The sequence below is a fragment of the Pseudomonas sp. AC112 genome, assembly GCF_979253545.1.
This window is the reverse complement of record NZ_CEEDCM010000001.1, coordinates 2,692,700-2,709,064: the sequence shown is the minus strand read 5'-3', so window position 1 is coordinate 2,709,064 and position 16,365 is coordinate 2,692,700. Positions and strand designations below refer to the sequence as shown.

Sequence of the window (16,365 nt, the reverse complement as noted above, 5' to 3'; positions counted from 1 at the left end):
TTCAACGCCGATAAAAAATGCCCCGCCTCTTTCGAGACGGGGCATTTTTTTGTGCTCTTAAAACTGTAGGAGCCGGCTGGCCGGCGATGGCGTTCGTTGGAACGCCGCAGGGCGTGAGGCCCTATCGCCGGCAAGCCGGCTCCTACATACGAAGCATTACTTCGTCTTCACACCTTCCAGCGAGATGTCCAGGTCCACAGTCTGCGAGGACGGGCCTGGGCCTTTGATGCCGAAGTCGTTCAGGTTGACGGTGGTGGTGGCGTTGAAGCCAGCACGTTCGCCGCCCCATGGGTCCTTGCCTTCACCGTTGAAGGTAGCCTTGAAGGTCACTGGCTTGGTCACGCCGTGGAAGGTCAGGTCGCCAGTCACGTCTGCAGTTTTCTCACCGGTAGGCTTGACCGCCGTGGACACGAACTTGGCATCAGCGAACTTGGCAACGTCCAGGAAGTCTTTGCTGGCGATGTGCTTGTCACGTTCTGCGTGGTTGGACCACAGGCTGGCGGTTTTCACGTCGACCGCGATTTTGCTGGCTTCTGGCTTGGCTGCATCCCAGCTGAACGTGCCATCCCAATCCTTGAAGGTACCGTGAATGAAGCTGTAGCCCAGGTGGCTGATTTTCCAGTCGATGAAGGCGTGCTGGCCTTCTTTGTCGATCTTGTAGTCAGCCGCCATCACCTGACCTGCAGACAGCAGGGCAGTACCGATTGCCAGAGCGGCGAGGGTCTTTTTCAACATGCTTTCTATTCCTTGTGAGTCGAGGTTGAACATCAGGCTTTGCGCCCCAGCATACGAACCAGGGTCGCATCACGGTCAATGAAGTGGTGTTTGAACGCAGCCACGCCATGCAAGCCGGCGAAGACCACCAACACCCAGGCGAGGTACAGGTGTACCAGGCCTGCGTTATCTGCCTGGTCCGGTAGCCCGGAAACCACGGCAGGAATCTCAAACAGGCCAAACACCGGGATACCGACACCGTCTGCGGTGGAAATCAGGTAACCGGCGATCATCACGGCAAACAGCCCGAGATAAAGGAACGCGTGGCCAAATGCAGCACCGATACGGGTCATGCGGCTGTAGCTGGCCAGCGGTGGTGGCGGTGGGCTCACCAGGCGCCAGACAATACGCACCAGCATGATGGCGAACAGCGTGATGCCAATGCTCTTATGCAGGTCCGGCGCGTCTTTGCGCCAGGCGCTGTAGTAGTCGAGGCCGACCATCCACAAGCCCAGGGCGAACAGGCCAAACACCACCAGGGCGACGCCCCAGTGCAAAACAATGCTGACCCAACCATAGCGGGCCGATGAATTACGTAGCTGCATGTCCCAAATCCCGTAAGAGCTGTGCCCAAGACTAGCGATTTACCTATCGAATTAAAGCGGAAAATTTCGCTTTGAAATATCGAGAAATACGATCTGGAGCCTAGGCACAATAAGTTAACGACGGATTAAGGACTATTCCTAAGAAACGTGACAGACCGTCCTGTGTTTACCGCGAATTCACTCACAATAGGTTGTGACACGCGCCACCATTGCATAGGCTTGCGCGATTGTTTCACCTGCGCCCGCCGCAGGACCGCTTCGAGGAGATAACCGATGGGCTTGAACAACCAGTGGATGCAACGCGACCTCGCCGTGCTGTGGCATCCCTGCACCCAGATGAAAGACCACCAGCAATTGCCGCTGATCCCGATCAAGCGCGGCGAAGGCGTCTGGCTGGAAGACTTCGAAGGCAAGCGCTACCTCGATGCTGTCAGTTCCTGGTGGGTCAACGTGTTTGGCCACGCCAACCCGCGTATCAACCAGCGTATCAAGGACCAGGTCGACCAACTGGAACATGTGATCCTCGCCGGTTTCAGCCACCAGCCGGTGATCGAGCTGTCCGAGCGCCTGGTGCAGATGACACCCGAGGGCCTGACCCGCTGCTTCTATGCCGACAACGGCTCGTCGTGCATCGAAGTCGCGCTGAAGATGAGCTTCCACTATTGGCTCAACCGTGGCCTGCCGAACAAGAAACGCTTCGTCACCCTGACCAACAGCTACCACGGCGAAACCATCGCCGCGATGTCGGTGGGCGACGTGCCGCTGTTCACCGAGACCTACAAGGCGCTGCTGCTCGACACGATCAAAGTGCCAAGCCCCGATTGCTACCTGCGCCCCGAAGGCGTGAGCTGGGAAGACCACTCGCGCACGATGGCCCAGGTGATGGAGCAGACCCTCGCCGAGCACCACGACACCGTCGCCGCCGTGATCATCGAACCGCTGATCCAGGGCGCCGGCGGCATGCGCATGTACCACCCCGTGTACCTCAAGCTGCTGCGCGAAGCCTGCGACCGCTACGGCGTGCACCTGATCCACGATGAAATCGCCGTCGGCTTCGGCCGTACCGGGACGATGTTCGCCTGCGAGCAGGCCGGCATCCGTCCGGACTTCCTGTGCCTGTCCAAGGCCCTCACCGGCGGCTACCTGCCGCTGGCGGCCGTGGTCACCACCGAAGATGTGTACAGCGCGTTCTACGACGACTACCCGACGCTGCGCGCCTTCCTGCATTCCCATAGCTACACGGGGAACCCGCTGGCCTGTGCGGCGGCGTTGGCGACGCTGGATATTTTCGAAGAAGACAACGTCATCGAGAACAACAAGGCCCTGGCCCAGCGCATGGCCACGGCCACCGCGCACCTGGTGGACCATCCTCACGTCTCGGAAGTGCGCCAGACCGGCATGGTGCTGGCCATCGAGATGGTGCAGGACAAAGCCACCAAGACCGCCTACCCGTGGCAGGAACGCCGTGGCCTGAAGGTGTTCGAGCACGCCCTGGAGCGCGGCGCGCTGTTGCGTCCATTGGGCAGCGTGGTGTATTTCCTGCCGCCCTATGTGATCACGCCGGAGCAGATCGACTTCCTCGCCGAAGTCGCCAGCGAAGGCATCGATATCGCCACCAACAGCAAGGTCAGTGTTGCCGTTCCAGACAATTTCCACCCCGATTTCCGCGACCCGGGCTAGCCCCCTTGTAGGAGCCGGCTTGCCGGCGATGAGGCCTTTACGCCTTGCAGCGAGCTTACAGCCGCCATCGCCGGCAAGCCGGCTCCTACAGGGGTTTGTCATCGCTCCCATTTTCCAGAGAACAGAAATGAGACTGTCCCGCTTTTTTACCGACACCCCGCTCAGCCTCGGCGACCATGAGCTACCCGAAGCCCAGGCGCACTACATCAGTCGCGTGCTGCGCATGGGCGAAGGCGATGCCGTGCAATTGTTCGATGGCTCGGGCCAGGAGTTCCTGGGCAGCCTGCTGGAAGTCGGTAAAAAGCGCGTCACCGTGCAACTCACCGAAAGCTTTGCGGGCCAGGCCGAATCGCCGCTGCACATCCACCTCGGCCAGGGCCTGTCCCGTGGCGAACGCATGGATTGGGCGATTCAGAAGGCGACCGAACTGGGCGTCAATGCAATCACGCCGATTTTCAGCGAGCGCTGCGAAGTGCGCCTCAAGGATGAACGCGCCGACAAACGCCTGCTGCACTGGCGCCAAGTGGCGATCAGCGCCTGCGAACAATGCGGGCGCTCCACGGTGCCGGTGATTCACCCACCGCTCTTGCTGGCGGACTGGTTGAAGCAGACCGAGGCGGATTTGAAACTGGTGCTGCACCCGGTGGCCGAGCCGATGGTCAGCCATGCCAAGCCGTCGAGCCTGGCGTTTCTGATCGGACCCGAGGGCGGGCTGACCGACAACGAAGTCGACACCGCGCAGGGTGCCGGCTACCACGCCGCCCGCCTCGGCCCGCGCGTGCTGCGTACCGAGACGGCGCCGGTGGTGGCGTTGGCAGTCGCCCAACAGTTGTGGGGCGACTTCTAGGGATTACTCCACGGGATCGCTGACCGGCTTGGCAATGATCGCCTTGAGCTCGCTGGTCATCGGAAACTCCAGGTTCAGCCCCTTGGGCGGGATCGGCTGTTCAAACCAGCGCTGGTAAATCCCATTGATCTCGCCACTGCGGTACAGGTCGGCGAGCGTCTCGTTGACCACCGCCAGAAACTGCGGGTCGTCCTTGCGCACCATGCAACTGTAGATTTCGCGCGATTGCTCCTCGCCCACCACGACCCAGTTGTGTGGGTCCTTGGCCTTGGCGCGCTCGCCGTAGAGCAACGCGTCGTCCATGTAGAACGCCACGGCGCGGCCTGTTTCGAGCATCTTGAACGCTTCGCCGTGGTCCTTGGCGCTGATCACGAACATGTTGGTCTTGTGCTCGGCGTTGTAACTCTTGAGGAAGCGCTCGTTGGTGGTGCCCGCGGTGGTCACCACGTTCCTGCCCGCCAGGTCGGCAAACCCTTTGATGCCGCTGTCCTTGGCCGTCAACAACTGGCCCTTCACATAGATAAAGCCGTAGGAGAACGCGACCTGCTTCTGGCGCTCAGCCGTCACACCGGTGGAGCCACACTCCAAGTCGACGGTACCGTTCTGCACCAGCGGGATACGCGTTTGCGACGTCACCAGGTTGTACTTCACATTGAGCTTCGCCACCCCGGTTTTCTGCTGGATACGTTCGACGATCCTGCTCGCCAGGTCTACCGAGTAACCCATGGGTTTGCCGCTGTGATCGCCCACATAAGAAAACGGCACCGACGCATCGCGATAGCCCAGGGTGATGGACTTGGCGTTGCCGATCTTTCCCAGCGTGCCGCCCAAGGGCGCTTCATTCGCCTGGACCTGTGCGCCGAACAAAAGCCCCAGGGTGCAGCCGGCCAACAGGATTCTTTTCATTGTTATGCTCCGTTGTTGTTTGAATTGTTTGAGTTATTTACGTACAGCGATCACGCTGATTTCCACCAGCACGCTCGGTCGTGCCAGCTCCGCTTGCAGGGTGGTGCGCGTGGGCGCCATGCCCGGCGACAGCCACGCGGACCACACCGCATTCATCGGTGCGAAACCGGTGCCGATGTCCTTCAGGTAAATGGTGGCGTTGAGCAGGTGGTCCTTGTCACTGCCCGCCTGGGCCAGCAGCGCGTCGATTCGGTCCAGCACCTCCTGGGTCTGGCTCGCCACATCCTGGCCGTCACCGGGCACCTGGCCGGAGAGAAATACCAGGTCCTTGAAGGTCACGGCACCCGAGAGACGCTCGTTGCTGTTGATTCGGTTGATGGTCATGGCACATCCTCAGGCGGCGCGGGGCGATAGGCCCTGCATATCAATGGAAGGGACGTGTTGGCCGATCAGTTCGGCCAGCACTTGGGCGCTGCCACAGGCCAGGGTGAAACCCAGTGCACCATGGCCCAGGTTCAGCCACAGGTTGCGGTAGACACTCGCGCCAATCAGCGGCACACCGGTCGGGGTGGCCGGGCGCATACCGGCCCATTCCACCGCGTGGGCATAATCGCCGGCCAGCGGAAACGTCTCCAGGGCTTGGCGTTTTATCAGCGCCAGGCGCTTGGGTTCGAGGCTGGCGTCAAAGCCGACGATGTCCACCATGGCCGCGACCCGCAGTTGTTCACCGATACGCGCGTAGACGATCTTGCGGTCATAGTCGGTGATGCTCACGTTCGGCGCCTGGTGTTGCGCGCCAATCGGCACGCTGAGGCTGTAGCCCTTGAGCGGGTACAGCGGCAACGGCACGCCCAACTCGGCGCTGCGATACCCGGCCGCCAGCACCAGGTGTTCGACCGGCATTACTTCATCCCCTATCTCGATAGCCTGTACCGCGCCCTCGGCATGGCGAATCCTGGTGACTTTGCGCCCCAACAAAAAGGTGCAACGCCCCGACGCTTGCAGCCGCGCCGCTAATCGCTGGCAGAAGGCATGACAATCGGCCACCTCTTCATTGGGCGTATAGATCCCGCCGACAAATCCACCGCCCGCCAGCGCTGGCTCCAGGCGCGCGCAATCGGCGGCAGACAGCACCTGCTGTTGCAGGATATCAGTGACCTTGCTGCGCGCCTGTTCAAAGGAACTGGGGTTGCGAAAGGTCACCAGCTTGCCGTTGCGTCGCCAGTCGAAGCCGTCCAGGTGGTCGTCGTCGCGCCATTGCTGCAAGGTGTCCTGGCTCAGGGAGGCCAGGCGCAGCAGGTGCGCGGCATTGCGTTTGTTCACCGAGCCACGGCAGGCGCCCAGGAACGCCGCCATCCAGCGCCATTGCTGGGGGTCGAGGCGTGGGCGCAGCTTGAGCGGCGAGTCACCGCGCAGTAACCAGCCAATGGCTTGCAGCGGCACGCCAGCATCGGCCAGCGGTGCCACGTAGCGATAGGACAATTGCCCGCCGTTGGCGAAACTGGTTTCGCTGCCCAGGGTCTCGCGCGCCTCGATCACCGTTACCTCGTGACCTGCACGCACCAACGCGTAAGCGCTGGCCAGACCAATCACCCCACCGCCAATGATGCACACCATCTTTGCCGCCCGCCGTTGAATCAAGAGGCCTCAAGCCTAGGGGCAGGTGACAGGCCACCGACAATGAATAAAGATGGACCACCTATAAACAAAGGTTATGGACTCGCCATGCGCTTGCGTCATATCGAAATCTTCCAGGCTATACGCCAGACCGGCTCCGTCAGCGCCGCCGCGCAGTTGCTGCACGTATCGCAGCCCGCCGTCACCAAGGTGTTGCAGCACGCCGAATTGCAGCTGGGCTTCCCCCTGTTTCTGCGCGTGCGCGGCAAGTTGCAGCCCACGCCAGAAGCCCTGGCGCTGGAAAGCGAAGTCGAGAAAGTCACCGAAAGCCTGCAAGGCGTGCGCCGCCTGGCCAAGAGCCTGCGCCGTGCACCGGGCCAGAGTGTGCGCATCGGCGCGATCCCGGCGCTGGCCCTGTCGCTGCTGCCGCCGGCGATTCTGGAGTGGAAGCACGCCTACCCGGACATGGCTTGCGAACTGTCCAGCGACCATAGCCGCGAGCTGGTGCAGAAGCTGCTGATGCGTGAGATTGACTTGGCGCTGACGCTGAACTTCTCCGGCCATCCGGGGTTGACCACGCAAGTGCTGGCCAACGGTGTGTTGGTGGCATTGGCGTCCAAAGGCTATTGGTCCGACGCCGAGCTGAGCCAGCCGCTACCCCTGGCGGACCTGGCAGGCACCGCATTGATTGGTCTTTCCAGCGCCGACCCGCTGGCAGCGAAACTCGACAGCTACCTGGAAAACGTCGACCCACCGCCACGGGTGACGATCTCCGTACAAACCTACTCCCTGGCCCGTGCCATGGTTGAGTCCGGCGCCGGCCTCACAGTAATCGACCCCTTTACTGCCCTCGGTGCCTCGACAGCCACCACGTGCATCCGCACACTCACGCCGCCGCTGCCGATTACCCTGTACGCCCTCACCCGCGCCGATGAACCACCGCCGCACATGCTGGCCAATCTGCTGCAGATCTTTGGCCAACGCGCCCGTGACCTGCTGGAACGCTTATAACTGTAGGAGCCGGCTTGCCGGCGATGAGCCCCTTGAGCCCTGCTGCGACCTAGCAGCCGCCATCGCCGGCAAGCCGGCTCCTAGGTGATGGTTACAGCACGTAATGCATGATCGCCACGAAGTGCAGCAAACTCCCGCCGATCACAAACAAATGCCAGATCCCATGGGAGTGGCGCAGGCGATCCTCCAAGGCAAAAAAGATGATGCCGACGGTGTATAAAACGCCGCCCGACGCCAACCAGATAAACCCTGCCGTACCCAATGCCGCCATCAACGGCTTGACCGCCACCAGCACGATCCAGCCCATCACCGCGTAGATCACGATCGACAGGATGCGCGCCTCGGAGCGCGGCTTGATCTCCTGCAGGATGCCGATCACCGCCAGCCCCCACACAATCCCGAACAGCGTCCAGCCCCACGGCCCGCGCAGCGTCACCAGGCAAAACGGCGTGTAGCTGCCGGCGATCAACAGGTAGATCGAAAAGTGATCGACCTTCTGCATGATCTCTTTTCGGCGCCCCTGCACGCTGTGGTACACGGTGGACGCGCTGTACAGCACCATCAAGGTGAAACCATAGATCGCCACGCTGACGATCTTCCAGGGGCTGCCGTCCAGGCTCGCCACCACCAACATCCACACGGCGCCAATACACGCCGCGACTGCACCGAGCAAATGGCTCCAGGCGTTGAAGCGCTCCCCGTGGTACATCTGTCACTGGCCTCCTGTAATCGTTAAGCACTGACCGGCAAGCGTCCTGCCTTGCGCATAAGAGTGCAAGCGGCTTATGACGTTCCGAGGACGCCGTGCGGTTTTGCGGGCACAATCGACAGCATTCGAACAAGAGCCACGGCCATGCTGATCGACGAAGAATTCACCCTCAAGAAACTGGAAATCTTCCTGGCGTTCATGCGCACCGGCAACCTGGCCCGCGCCGCCGCCGAGCTGCAAACCAGCAACGTCAGCGTGCACCGCGCCATCCACTCGCTGGAAAATGCCCTGCGCTGCCCGCTGTTCAAGCACGAAGGGCGCAACCTCACGCCGCTGGAAAGCGCCTACGTATTGGAAGAGCGCGCGCAAAAACTGGTCGCCGATGTGGTCGACAGCGTGCGCCTCACCCGCGAAGCCGCCGGTTTTTCCGCCGAGCGCTTCAAGCTCGGCTCGCTGTATTCGCTGACGGTGAAAACCGTGCCGCAATTGATCATGGGCCTGAAGATCCGCCGCAGCGAACTCAACATCGACTTGATCCTGGGCTCCAACTTCGACCTGCTCTACAAGCTCAAGAACATGGAAGTGGACGCGATCCTCATCTCCCTGGACGAACACGCCAACGACCCCGACTGCGAACAGATTGCGCTGTTTTCCGATGATATTTTCCTCGCCACCCCCGCCGATTCCCCCTTCGACCGCGAGCGTGAGATCGACCTTGCCGACGTGCGCGACGCGACCTTCATCACCCTCACCCAAGGCTTCGCCACGCACCAGGATGGCAATCGCGTATTCAAGCAGGCGGGGTTCGAGCCGAAGGTGGCGATGCAGGTCAATGACATCTTCACGCTGCTGAGCATGGTCAGCTCGGGCGTGGGTTATGCACTGCTGCCAGGTAGGATTGCGGCGGTGTATGAAAACCGCGTGAAGCTGATACCGCTGCAACCCAGGTACCGGTTGCAGCAGCATATTGGCGTGGTGTTCCTGAAGGCCAAGGAGCGCGATCCAAACTTGCTGGCGCTGTTGGCGGAGTGTCGGATGTACGCCAATCGGCAGGTTTGACCCAATCTTGCAGGAGCCCGGCTTGCCGGCGATAGCGATCTCAAGGACGCCATCGCCGGCAAGCCAGGCTCCTACAAGGGACTAACCGACCAGGCCGCGTACGATGAAATAGAGCAGCGAAGGCCCGAGCAAGCAACCCAGCCCGGTGTGGAACGTCGCCGTCAACGCACCATACGGCACCAGCCGCCGATCCGTCGCCGCCAAGCCCGCCGTCACACCGCTCACCGTGCCGGCCAACCCACCAAACACCATCGCCGAACGCGGATTATCCAAGCCCATCCAGCGCGCTGCGACCGGCGTGCCGACCATCACCAGAATCGCCTTGATCAACCCGGTGGCAATCGACAGCGCCATCACATCCGAGGTCGCGCCAATCGCCGCACCGGTCACTGGCCCGACGATGTAGGTAACGGCACCCGCGCCAATGGTGGTCATGCTGATTGCATCGCGATAACCAAACACCCAGGCCATGCTCGCACCGACGATAAACGGCAGGATCGTGCCGAGCAGCAGTGCAATCACACCAATCATCCCAGCCTTGCGCGCCTCGGTGGCTTGCACTTCAAACGCCGTGGCGACAATGGCGAAGTCGCGCAGCATCGCGCCGCCCATCAGGCCGATCCCGGAGAACAGCGCCAGGTCCGCCAGACCTTTCTGGCCGCCGGTGATCGTGCCGCCGACCCAGGCCAATACCAGGCCAATGACGATGGCAATCGCCGAGCCGTGAATACGCCCGAAGGTCAGGCGCTTGGACAGCACCACCGAAATCCACATGACCACGCCAACGAAGGCAAACGCGGTGATCAGGCCGTTGTGTTCCAAACCTTTTTCAATGAGATCCCACATATCAGCGACCTCCTACTGGTGCGATCAGCGGCTCTTCATCGGGCAGCGGTTCACCCTTGTGCGTGCGGCTGATCAGGGCGATGGTGCAACCACATACGACCACAGACCCAATCGCGGCGAGCACCGCCACCGGGCCACCGTGCAGGGCGGTCACCACGTTTTGTTGCGCGGCCATCGCCACCACCACCGGGATGTACATGGCGCCCCAGAAGCCCACGCCCATTTCGCAATCCTTGGTCATGCCGCCGCGCTTCTGCATCCACAGGCGGGCGCAGATCAGCAGGATCATCGCGATGCCCACCCCGCCCACGTTGGATTTGACGCCCAGCAACACGCCAAGCATGTCGCCCATGATCACGCCCGCGAGCGTGCAGATCGCCAGCAGTGCCACACCGTAGATAATCATTGTTGTTGTCCTCAAAGTGCTCGATCGAAATTGTTGTTGTTGTGCTTCGAAAGCCTTGGGTACTGCTTTATCGGTGGCGGCGCTCCTCCTCTTGCAGCAGGGCCTGCAAAGTGTCCAGGCGTGCGCCTTCGCAGGCGATCACCGTGCCCTGTTCAAACACCCGGCGCGACAGGCCGGTGAGCACCGCGCCCGGAGGCAGTTCGATTTGCAGGCGCACGCCGCGCTCGTAGGCGCTTTGCACGGTGCCGCGCCAGTCGACGACGCGGCACATGTTGAAGGCCAGGTCGTCGCGCAGTTGCTCGGGGTTGTGGATCGGCCGCGCGCGGGTACTGCTCAGGTAGGTGATACGCGGCGCCTTGAGCGACACGAAGGCCTGCGCCAGGGCCTGGGCCGGTTGCTCCAGCAGCACGCAATGGGACGGCACGCTGACGGCCAGGCGCTTGGCGATGCCGTTGCCTTTGATGCGGTCGGCGACTCGCTTCATGGCCGCATTGCTGCCGGCGATGACGGTCTGGTTGTCGGCATTGATATTGGCCAGGTAAACCGGGGTTTCAGCACTGTGTATGTCGGCCAGCACGCTTTCGACGGTGGATAACTCAGGGCCAATCAGTGCGGTCATGCCGTAGCCCTGTGGATAAGCGTTTTGCATCAGCTCGCCGCGCAGGCTGACGAGTTTAATGGCGTCGTTGAAGTCCAGCGCACCGGCGATCACCGCCGCCGGATAGGCACCGATGGACAGGCCCGCGACGTAATCCGGGGCGTGTTGCAGCAGGCGGGCGTGGGCCACGCCGGCAATCAACAGGCAGAGTTGTACCGCGCGGGTATTCGCCAGGGCCTCAGCCGAATCCAATGCCCGAACGTCTTCACCCAGCGCATCGCTGGCCTGCTCCAACACCTCGGCCGGCAACGCCTGGAGCATGCCCGGCCGTTGGGCGCCCTGCCCCGGGAACACCAGAAGGCTGCTCATGCCACGGCCTGCCAGGGATCAAGCACCAGGTGCGCACCGCGGGCGGTTTTGAGCAGCACGCGGCGTGAACCACTCGCCCATTCGCGCAAGGCAACAGCGCCAAATGGAGTTTGCAACTGCAGGTCCACGGCGCACTCAGCCGTTTCAAGAATCGCCAGCAGGTCTTCTGCATCACCTCGGGCCAACGGCTCGGGGGTGCGCAGAATCAAGTCCAGGTCACTCTGCTCGTGCAGCGCTTCGACCCCACTGGCCAATTCGAAGCCCGCGCTGCCGGTGACGCCCCACGCTTCCTGCGCCAGCACTGGCCGCAGGGCTGCGAGCGCTCGCAACGCCGGTAAATCCCGTGGCGAGATCACACCGCGCAACGCTTCGGGTATCACACGCCGCTGCACCGCTGCCATAGGCATCTCGGCGGCGAAACGCTGTTCACGCAAACGCCCGCGCACACCGACCGCCACATAGCCCGGCTCGGCGACGGCGCGACGTACCACCACGGGGTGCTCCGCGTCGATCGCCGCCACCGCCCAGGCCGGAGCGTCGGCCGGCAGGTGCGCCGGGGTCATGCCCCAGAGCAAGTCATGGGCGTTCACCATTGTTCCCGCAGCAGTTGGCGTACGTGGCTGGAAGCCGCGCGGTTGGTCGCACCAAGGCGACCGCTCAAGTCGGTGCTGCCAATATCCTTGATCGCACTCACCAGGCAATCGCTGACCCGCGCCACATCCTCCGGCGTGGGCTGTTCAATCTGGCTGACCGACAAGGTTTCCCACAGCAACCCCAGGCTGGCGTAACTGTCGATGTCGTAGGCCATGGGCGGCACGCTGGCGGCCAGGGCTTCCAACTCTTCAACGCTGCGCAGCGTCACGCGCGCGGCCGAGGCCTTGCCCATGGCGTGCACCATCACACCGGGATCGCGCAGGGCGATCAGGCGATTGGCTTGGTACCCGTGGGCGAGAAATGCGCCGGACATCGCCTTGCCCACCAACAGCGCAATCACCGGGTGCCCGGCCAGGCGAGCACGGGCATAGCTGTCGGCAGCGGCGGCCAAGGCCTGGTGGATGCCGAACGCTTCTTCGCGCCGACCATAGGCTTGGCTGGGCACGTCGACGATGGCGATGATCGGGCGTTTGTCGCCTCGGGCAATGGCTTCATCGACGGCCTTCGCCAGACCCCAGCCTTCCAGCAGGCCGACTTCGCCGTTGCGTGCGCGGGGGAAGCGGTTTTGTGCGTCGGTGACCACGGCGATATAGCGCACATGCTGCTCACCCAGCACACCATCGGCGACTTTCAGCGAGTTGGGCAAATCCTCAACGGCTGTCGCTCCGGCGCTCAAAGCGTTGAACCACTGCAAACCTCTCATGAGCGTTCTCCTTGAAACAGATCGCGCACTGTCGCCGGGTCGATCTGCGCCGTGGCGTCCAGTTCGGCCAGGCGCGCCAGGTAGTACACGGCCTGGCGGCTGCGTTGTTGGGTGGGCAGGCCTTGTTGCAGCAATGCGCTGACGGTCTGTTGAATCGCGGCCACATCGTCCGTTACATAACGGTCGGCCAGGCCGCTGTTGAAGCGTTGTTCGCCGCCCGTAAAGCTCCAGATGAAAGGCCGGTCGCGGGAGTCGTACTCTTCCAGGCCGGCCTCCTGCTCGATCACTTGCGGGCCGTTCAGGCCCAGGCGGGCTTCGCGCGTGACCACCAGGTAACTGCACAACCCGGCGGCGATGGACATGCCACCAAAACAACCGACACTGCCGGCCACCACACCGATCACCGGCTGGTATTGGCGCAGGTCGACAATCGCCGCGTGGATATCGGCAATGGCGGCCAGGCCGAGGTTGGCTTCCTGCAGGCGCACCCCCCCGGTTTCCAGCAGCAGCACCGCGCGGGTCGGGACGCCCTTACGGTTGTCTTCGGCGGCCAGTTCCAGGGCGCCGGCGATTTTCGCGCCGCCCACTTCGCCGAGACTGCCACCCTGGAAGTTGCCTTCGATGGCGGCAATGACGACAGGTTTGCCGTCGATGCTGCCCTTGGCGATCACCACACCGTCATCGGCCTGTGGCACCACGCCTTGGCGGCTGAGCCAGGGCGACATGACCCGCTGGAACGGGTCGATCAATTCGCGGTAGGAACCGGCGTCCAGCAACGCCTTGGCACGCTGCCGAGCGCCCAGTTCAACGAAGCTGTGTTTGGCGAGTAAGTCAGTCATGGCCGATCTCCTCGAAACCCTGCTCCAGGCGCAAGCGCACCACGCCGGGGGTGGCGCCGAAATCGTGGATATCAATATTCAAGGCTGGCGGGGTTTGCTCCTGGAAGATCCGCTCGAACAGATGCTGCCAGCGTTGCTCGGCGCCATTCACCGAGGTCTGCACCTGGATGGTCAGCGTGCCCGGCGTGCCCGGTTCCAGCAGCACTTCCAGGTCGCCCGAGCCGACGCAACCCACCAGCGCACGGCCTTTTGGCGGCTGCCCGGCGGGGAATTCAAAGGATAAGGTTTCCATCACAACGCTCCGTCGAGGCGGTCGATAAACAGGCAGGCAGCCAACAGGTCGGCGGCGCCGCCCGGGGAGGCATTCAGGGCCAGCAGTTGAAGGTCCAGCGCGTGCAGTTGGCGACGACCGCCGAGGGTTGCGCTGCCGCCTGCATCGAGTACCGCTTGAGCGCCCTGCTGCATCGCTAGCAGGCCTTCGGGGCCGGCGCGGTAAAGCACGCAGGTGTCGGCCAGGTCCGTCATGATCGCGAGCAAGGCGTCCAGGCGCGCGTTCTGTTCGCCGGCGCTTTGCTGGCGGCTTCGGTGCAGCTGCGGCAAGCCGCGTTGCACCACGGACGGGAAGCCCAGCTGCGCTTCTTCACGAGCGCCGCGTGCGCCGTAACGTTGGGCGACTTGAGCACCGTGGCTCATGGGCTGCGGGGCATAGCGGTCGTTGAGCAAGGCCAGTTTGGCTGCCGTCAGCGTGACGGCGCGGGGCTCCAGCGCCGCCGCTGCCGTGAGCAAACCAAGGGCCCAGATCGCACCCCGATGGGTGTTCACGCCGTTGGTGGTGGTCAACATTGCTTGCTCACCTTCACGGCCAATGCGCCCAAGGGCTTCACGCAGGGGCAAGCCGACTTCACCGAATTCAATCGCCGCCTCGGCCATTTCCTTGAACATCGGCCACAGCGACAACGCCGAGGCATGCATCAGGCCCAGATGCAAATCACTGTGGGCGCCGTTGCCACGCCGGTCCACCAGGGCGGGTTTGGGCGACAGGTCCGCTTCATCGATCAGCGCATCGACGGCCAGATCAGCTAGGCGATCCGCAAGGCTGAGTTCATGCAATTTAAGGGCGCGCATTTACCAGCTCCTGAATTTGGCGGGCGGGTTGTACAAGCCACCGGACCACTCCACCAGGTCAGCCACGCTCTTGGCGGCCAACAGCTCGCGGGTGGCGTCAGTGCGGCGAATGCCCAAGTCTTCGGGCAAGGCGATCAGGCCTTCGCGGCGCATGCGCGCGGTGTCCTTGGGGTTGTGGCGCATGCCAATCGCCGTGACACCTGCGACGGCAGCGATCATCGCCTGGCGCTCTTCGAGTGAACGCGCTTTGTACAGGTAGGCAATGCCCTCTTCGGTGAGCAGGTGAGTGACGTCATCGCCGTAGATCATGATCGGTGCCAGCGGCATGCCGCTTTTGCGCGCGACTTCCACCGCGTCGAGGGTGTCGACGAACGTGGGTTTGCCGCCTTCCTGGAAGGTCTCGACCATTTGCACCACGAGTTTTTTGCCGCGTTCCAGCAGCGCTTCCGGGGCATCGTCGTGGCGCATATCCAGCCAGGCCGGCGTGCCGTGGCGCCGACCGCGTGGGTCGTGGCCCATGTTCGGTGCGCCACCAAAACCGGCGAGTCGGCCACGGGTCACGGTGGAGGAATGGCCGTCGCCGTCGACCTGCAGGGTGGCGCCGATAAACAGGTCCACCGCGTATTGGCCGGCGAGTTGGCAAAACATCCGGTTGGAGCGCATCGAGCCGTCGCGGCCGGTGAAGAACACATCCGGCCTCGCGGCGATGTAGTTCTCCATGCCCAGTTCGGTGCCGAAGCAATGCACGCTTTCCACCCAGCCGCTTTCAATCGCAGGGATCAGCGTGGGATGCGGGTTGAGGGTCCAGTTGCGGCAGATCTTGCCCTTGAGGCCAAGGGATTCGCCGTAGGTGGGCAGGATCAGCTCAATGGCGGCAGTGTTGAAACCGATGCCGTGGTTGAGCGACTGCACATTGTGTTTTTCGTAGATGCCACGTATCGCCATCATCGCCATCAGCACATGCACCGGCTTGATGTGGCGCGGGTCGCGGGTGAACAGCGGCTCGATGTAGAACGGCTTGTCGGCCACCACCACAAAATCCACCCAGCTCGCCGGAATGTCGACGCGGGGCAAATCGGTGACGTCATCCACCAACTGGTTGACCTGCACGATCACGATGCCATCGCTGAACGCGGCAGGCTCGATCAGCGCCGGGGTGTCTTCGGTGCTGGCGCCGGTGTAGATATTGCCGGCGCGGTCGGCCATGAAACCGGCGGAAAGCACCACGTTGGGGATCAGGTCCACCACCAGCCGCGCATAGAGTTCGATGTAGGTGTGGATCGCGCCGATTTCCAGCAGGCCGTCTTCGAGCAACTGGCTGATACGCAGGGATTGGGTGCCGGCGAAGGAGAAGTCCAGCTTGCGGGCGATGCCTTTTTCAAACAGGTCCAGGTGCTCGGAACGGCCGACGCTGGGCATGATCATGTGCAAATCGTGGAGCTTGGACGGGTCGGCTTTGGCGAGGGAGCGCGAGAGGAAATCCGCTTGCTTCTGGTTATTGCCCTCCAACACCACGCGGTCGCCGGGCAGGATCAGCGCCTCAAGCGCCTCGACGATCCTGTCACTGGGCAACACCGCCCCGTCTGCGTATTTTTTGACCAGCCCGAGCCGCCGCTGCTTCTCGTCGCGCCGCCGCGTCCAGCGCGAGTCGGGGGTGATTGTTGTTGTCATGGTCGC

Annotated in this window: 19 protein-coding genes; 4 read left to right on the top strand and 15 right to left on the bottom strand. The window is 62.7% G+C overall.

The window, feature by feature from the left end; all coding sequences use genetic code 11:
• Positions 1 to 156: 156 nt before the first annotated feature.
• Together AC0IYN_RS12525 and AC0IYN_RS12520 are read right to left on the bottom strand one after the other, a co-directional pair.
• Positions 157 to 735, bottom strand: coding sequence for a YceI family protein (locus tag AC0IYN_RS12525; protein WP_406596635.1), 579 nt, complete (start codon positions 733 to 735; stop codon positions 157 to 159).
• 32 nt (positions 736 to 767) lie between these two features.
• Complete coding sequence (locus AC0IYN_RS12520) at positions 768 to 1,319, bottom strand: cytochrome b (protein WP_078050533.1); 552 nt, start codon at positions 1,317 to 1,319, stop codon at positions 768 to 770.
• A 273-nt stretch (positions 1,320 to 1,592) separates the two neighbouring features.
• Between AC0IYN_RS12520 and AC0IYN_RS12515 the strand changes: the two genes are divergently transcribed.
• Both AC0IYN_RS12515 and AC0IYN_RS12510 read left to right on the top strand, forming a co-directional pair.
• Positions 1,593 to 2,999 carry an adenosylmethionine--8-amino-7-oxononanoate transaminase gene (locus AC0IYN_RS12515; protein WP_406596634.1) on the top strand — a complete coding sequence of 469 codons (1,407 nt, stop codon included), beginning with the start codon at positions 1,593 to 1,595 and terminating at the stop codon, positions 2,997 to 2,999.
• 127 nt (positions 3,000 to 3,126) lie between these two features.
• The gene (locus AC0IYN_RS12510) at positions 3,127 to 3,846 is read left to right on the top strand and encodes a 16S rRNA (uracil(1498)-N(3))-methyltransferase (RefSeq protein WP_406596633.1); all 720 of its coding nucleotides are present in this window, start codon (positions 3,127 to 3,129) and stop codon (positions 3,844 to 3,846) included.
• A gap of 3 nt (positions 3,847 to 3,849) precedes the next feature.
• Here the strand turns inward: AC0IYN_RS12510 and AC0IYN_RS12505 are convergent, their stop codons facing one another.
• From AC0IYN_RS12505 to AC0IYN_RS12495, 3 genes are read right to left on the bottom strand one after another with little or no spacing between them, the layout of a single operon-like run.
• Positions 3,850 to 4,752 (bottom strand): transporter substrate-binding domain-containing protein, encoded by a 903-nt coding sequence (locus AC0IYN_RS12505; protein WP_471841607.1) that lies wholly within the window; start codon positions 4,750 to 4,752, stop codon positions 3,850 to 3,852.
• A 33-nt stretch (positions 4,753 to 4,785) separates the two neighbouring features.
• Complete coding sequence (locus AC0IYN_RS12500) at positions 4,786 to 5,136, bottom strand: RidA family protein (protein WP_099493109.1); 351 nt, start codon at positions 5,134 to 5,136, stop codon at positions 4,786 to 4,788.
• A gap of 9 nt (positions 5,137 to 5,145) precedes the next feature.
• Positions 5,146 to 6,369, bottom strand: a complete 1,224-nt coding sequence (locus tag AC0IYN_RS12495) for a D-amino acid dehydrogenase (protein ID WP_406596631.1) — start codon at positions 6,367 to 6,369, stop codon at positions 5,146 to 5,148.
• A gap of 108 nt (positions 6,370 to 6,477) precedes the next feature.
• Here AC0IYN_RS12495 and AC0IYN_RS12490 point away from each other — a divergent pair, with 108 nt between their 5' ends.
• Positions 6,478 to 7,380, top strand: a complete 903-nt coding sequence (locus AC0IYN_RS12490; protein WP_406596630.1) for a LysR family transcriptional regulator — start codon at positions 6,478 to 6,480, stop codon at positions 7,378 to 7,380.
• Between the two features lie 91 nt (positions 7,381 to 7,471).
• Here AC0IYN_RS12490 and trhA read toward each other — a convergent pair whose 3' ends face one another.
• Positions 7,472 to 8,089 (bottom strand): PAQR family membrane homeostasis protein TrhA, encoded by a 618-nt coding sequence (trhA, locus tag AC0IYN_RS12485; RefSeq protein WP_034116211.1) that lies wholly within the window; start codon positions 8,087 to 8,089, stop codon positions 7,472 to 7,474.
• A gap of 144 nt (positions 8,090 to 8,233) precedes the next feature.
• On the opposite strand from trhA, the gene AC0IYN_RS12480 reads away from it, so the two are divergent.
• Positions 8,234 to 9,148 (top strand): LysR family transcriptional regulator, encoded by a 915-nt coding sequence (locus tag AC0IYN_RS12480; protein ID WP_101273388.1) that lies wholly within the window; start codon positions 8,234 to 8,236, stop codon positions 9,146 to 9,148.
• An 81-nt stretch (positions 9,149 to 9,229) separates the two neighbouring features.
• On the opposite strand, the gene madM is transcribed toward AC0IYN_RS12480, so the two are convergent.
• The 9 genes from madM to mdcA all read right to left on the bottom strand — a co-directional run bounded on the left by madM (position 9,230) and on the right by mdcA (position 16,359).
• A complete protein-coding gene (gene madM / locus AC0IYN_RS12475) occupies positions 9,230 to 9,994 on the bottom strand; it encodes a malonate transporter subunit MadM (RefSeq protein WP_058426582.1) in 765 nt (254 codons plus the stop codon).
• Position 9,995: 1 nt separating this feature from the next.
• Complete coding sequence (madL, locus tag AC0IYN_RS12470; RefSeq protein ID WP_015886323.1) at positions 9,996 to 10,400, bottom strand: malonate transporter subunit MadL; 405 nt, start codon at positions 10,398 to 10,400, stop codon at positions 9,996 to 9,998.
• 67 nt (positions 10,401 to 10,467) lie between these two features.
• Positions 10,468 to 11,367, bottom strand: coding sequence for a malonate decarboxylase subunit epsilon (gene mdcH / locus AC0IYN_RS12465; RefSeq protein ID WP_457239398.1), 900 nt, complete (start codon positions 11,365 to 11,367; stop codon positions 10,468 to 10,470).
• The gene (locus tag AC0IYN_RS12460) at positions 11,364 to 11,960 is read right to left on the bottom strand and encodes a malonate decarboxylase holo-ACP synthase (RefSeq protein WP_471841601.1); all 597 of its coding nucleotides are present in this window, start codon (positions 11,958 to 11,960) and stop codon (positions 11,364 to 11,366) included. Before AC0IYN_RS12460 ends, mdcH begins: the two co-directional genes overlap by 4 nt.
• Positions 11,954 to 12,724 carry a biotin-independent malonate decarboxylase subunit gamma gene (gene mdcE / locus AC0IYN_RS12455; RefSeq protein WP_471841599.1) on the bottom strand — a complete coding sequence of 257 codons (771 nt, stop codon included), beginning with the start codon at positions 12,722 to 12,724 and terminating at the stop codon, positions 11,954 to 11,956. The genes AC0IYN_RS12460 and mdcE overlap by 7 nt, the downstream gene beginning before the upstream one ends.
• On the bottom strand, positions 12,721 to 13,563 hold the full coding sequence (locus AC0IYN_RS12450) for a biotin-independent malonate decarboxylase subunit beta (protein WP_471841597.1): 843 nt from the start codon (positions 13,561 to 13,563) through the stop codon (positions 12,721 to 12,723). The genes mdcE and AC0IYN_RS12450 overlap by 4 nt, the downstream gene beginning before the upstream one ends.
• Complete coding sequence (locus AC0IYN_RS12445; protein ID WP_015886328.1) at positions 13,556 to 13,855, bottom strand: malonate decarboxylase subunit delta; 300 nt, start codon at positions 13,853 to 13,855, stop codon at positions 13,556 to 13,558. The genes AC0IYN_RS12450 and AC0IYN_RS12445 overlap by 8 nt, the downstream gene beginning before the upstream one ends.
• Complete coding sequence (locus AC0IYN_RS12440) at positions 13,855 to 14,688, bottom strand: triphosphoribosyl-dephospho-CoA synthase (protein WP_457239401.1); 834 nt, start codon at positions 14,686 to 14,688, stop codon at positions 13,855 to 13,857. The genes AC0IYN_RS12445 and AC0IYN_RS12440 overlap by 1 nt, the downstream gene beginning before the upstream one ends.
• On the bottom strand, positions 14,689 to 16,359 hold the full coding sequence (mdcA, locus tag AC0IYN_RS12435; RefSeq protein WP_038849452.1) for a malonate decarboxylase subunit alpha: 1,671 nt from the start codon (positions 16,357 to 16,359) through the stop codon (positions 14,689 to 14,691). It abuts the gene before it with no gap.
• Positions 16,360 to 16,365: the final 6 nt, after the last annotated feature.

Excerpts from the sequence above, each read along its gene's own strand:
- AC0IYN_RS12520 (WP_078050533.1), bottom strand. The coding sequence starts at position 1,319 with ATGCAGCTACGTAATTCATCGGCCCGCTATGGTTGGGTCAGCATTGTT.
- madL (WP_015886323.1), bottom strand. The coding sequence starts at position 10,400 with ATGATTATCTACGGTGTGGCACTGCTGGCGATCTGCACGCTCGCGGGC.
- AC0IYN_RS12505 (WP_471841607.1), bottom strand. The coding sequence starts at position 4,752 with ATGAAAAGAATCCTGTTGGCCGGCTGCACCCTGGGGCTTTTGTTCGGC.
- trhA (WP_034116211.1), bottom strand. The coding sequence starts at position 8,089 with ATGTACCACGGGGAGCGCTTCAACGCCTGGAGCCATTTGCTCGGTGCA.
- AC0IYN_RS12495 (WP_406596631.1), bottom strand. The coding sequence starts at position 6,369 with ATGGTGTGCATCATTGGCGGTGGGGTGATTGGTCTGGCCAGCGCTTAC.
- mdcA (WP_038849452.1), bottom strand. The coding sequence starts at position 16,359 with ATGACAACAACAATCACCCCCGACTCGCGCTGGACGCGGCGGCGCGAC.
- AC0IYN_RS12460 (WP_471841601.1), bottom strand. The coding sequence starts at position 11,960 with ATGGTGAACGCCCATGACTTGCTCTGGGGCATGACCCCGGCGCACCTG.
- AC0IYN_RS12510 (WP_406596633.1), top strand. The coding sequence starts at position 3,127 with ATGAGACTGTCCCGCTTTTTTACCGACACCCCGCTCAGCCTCGGCGAC.
- mdcH (WP_457239398.1), bottom strand. The coding sequence starts at position 11,367 with ATGAGCAGCCTTCTGGTGTTCCCGGGGCAGGGCGCCCAACGGCCGGGC.
- madM (WP_058426582.1), bottom strand. The coding sequence starts at position 9,994 with ATGTGGGATCTCATTGAAAAAGGTTTGGAACACAACGGCCTGATCACC.
- AC0IYN_RS12515 (WP_406596634.1), top strand. The coding sequence starts at position 1,593 with ATGGGCTTGAACAACCAGTGGATGCAACGCGACCTCGCCGTGCTGTGG.
- AC0IYN_RS12525 (WP_406596635.1), bottom strand. The coding sequence starts at position 735 with ATGTTGAAAAAGACCCTCGCCGCTCTGGCAATCGGTACTGCCCTGCTG.
- mdcE (WP_471841599.1), bottom strand. The coding sequence starts at position 12,724 with ATGAGAGGTTTGCAGTGGTTCAACGCTTTGAGCGCCGGAGCGACAGCC.
- AC0IYN_RS12490 (WP_406596630.1), top strand. The coding sequence starts at position 6,478 with ATGCGCTTGCGTCATATCGAAATCTTCCAGGCTATACGCCAGACCGGC.
- AC0IYN_RS12480 (WP_101273388.1), top strand. The coding sequence starts at position 8,234 with ATGCTGATCGACGAAGAATTCACCCTCAAGAAACTGGAAATCTTCCTG.
- AC0IYN_RS12445 (WP_015886328.1), bottom strand. The coding sequence starts at position 13,855 with ATGGAAACCTTATCCTTTGAATTCCCCGCCGGGCAGCCGCCAAAAGGC.
- AC0IYN_RS12440 (WP_457239401.1), bottom strand. The coding sequence starts at position 14,688 with ATGCGCGCCCTTAAATTGCATGAACTCAGCCTTGCGGATCGCCTAGCT.
- AC0IYN_RS12450 (WP_471841597.1), bottom strand. The coding sequence starts at position 13,563 with ATGACTGACTTACTCGCCAAACACAGCTTCGTTGAACTGGGCGCTCGG.
- AC0IYN_RS12500 (WP_099493109.1), bottom strand. The coding sequence starts at position 5,136 with ATGACCATCAACCGAATCAACAGCAACGAGCGTCTCTCGGGTGCCGTG.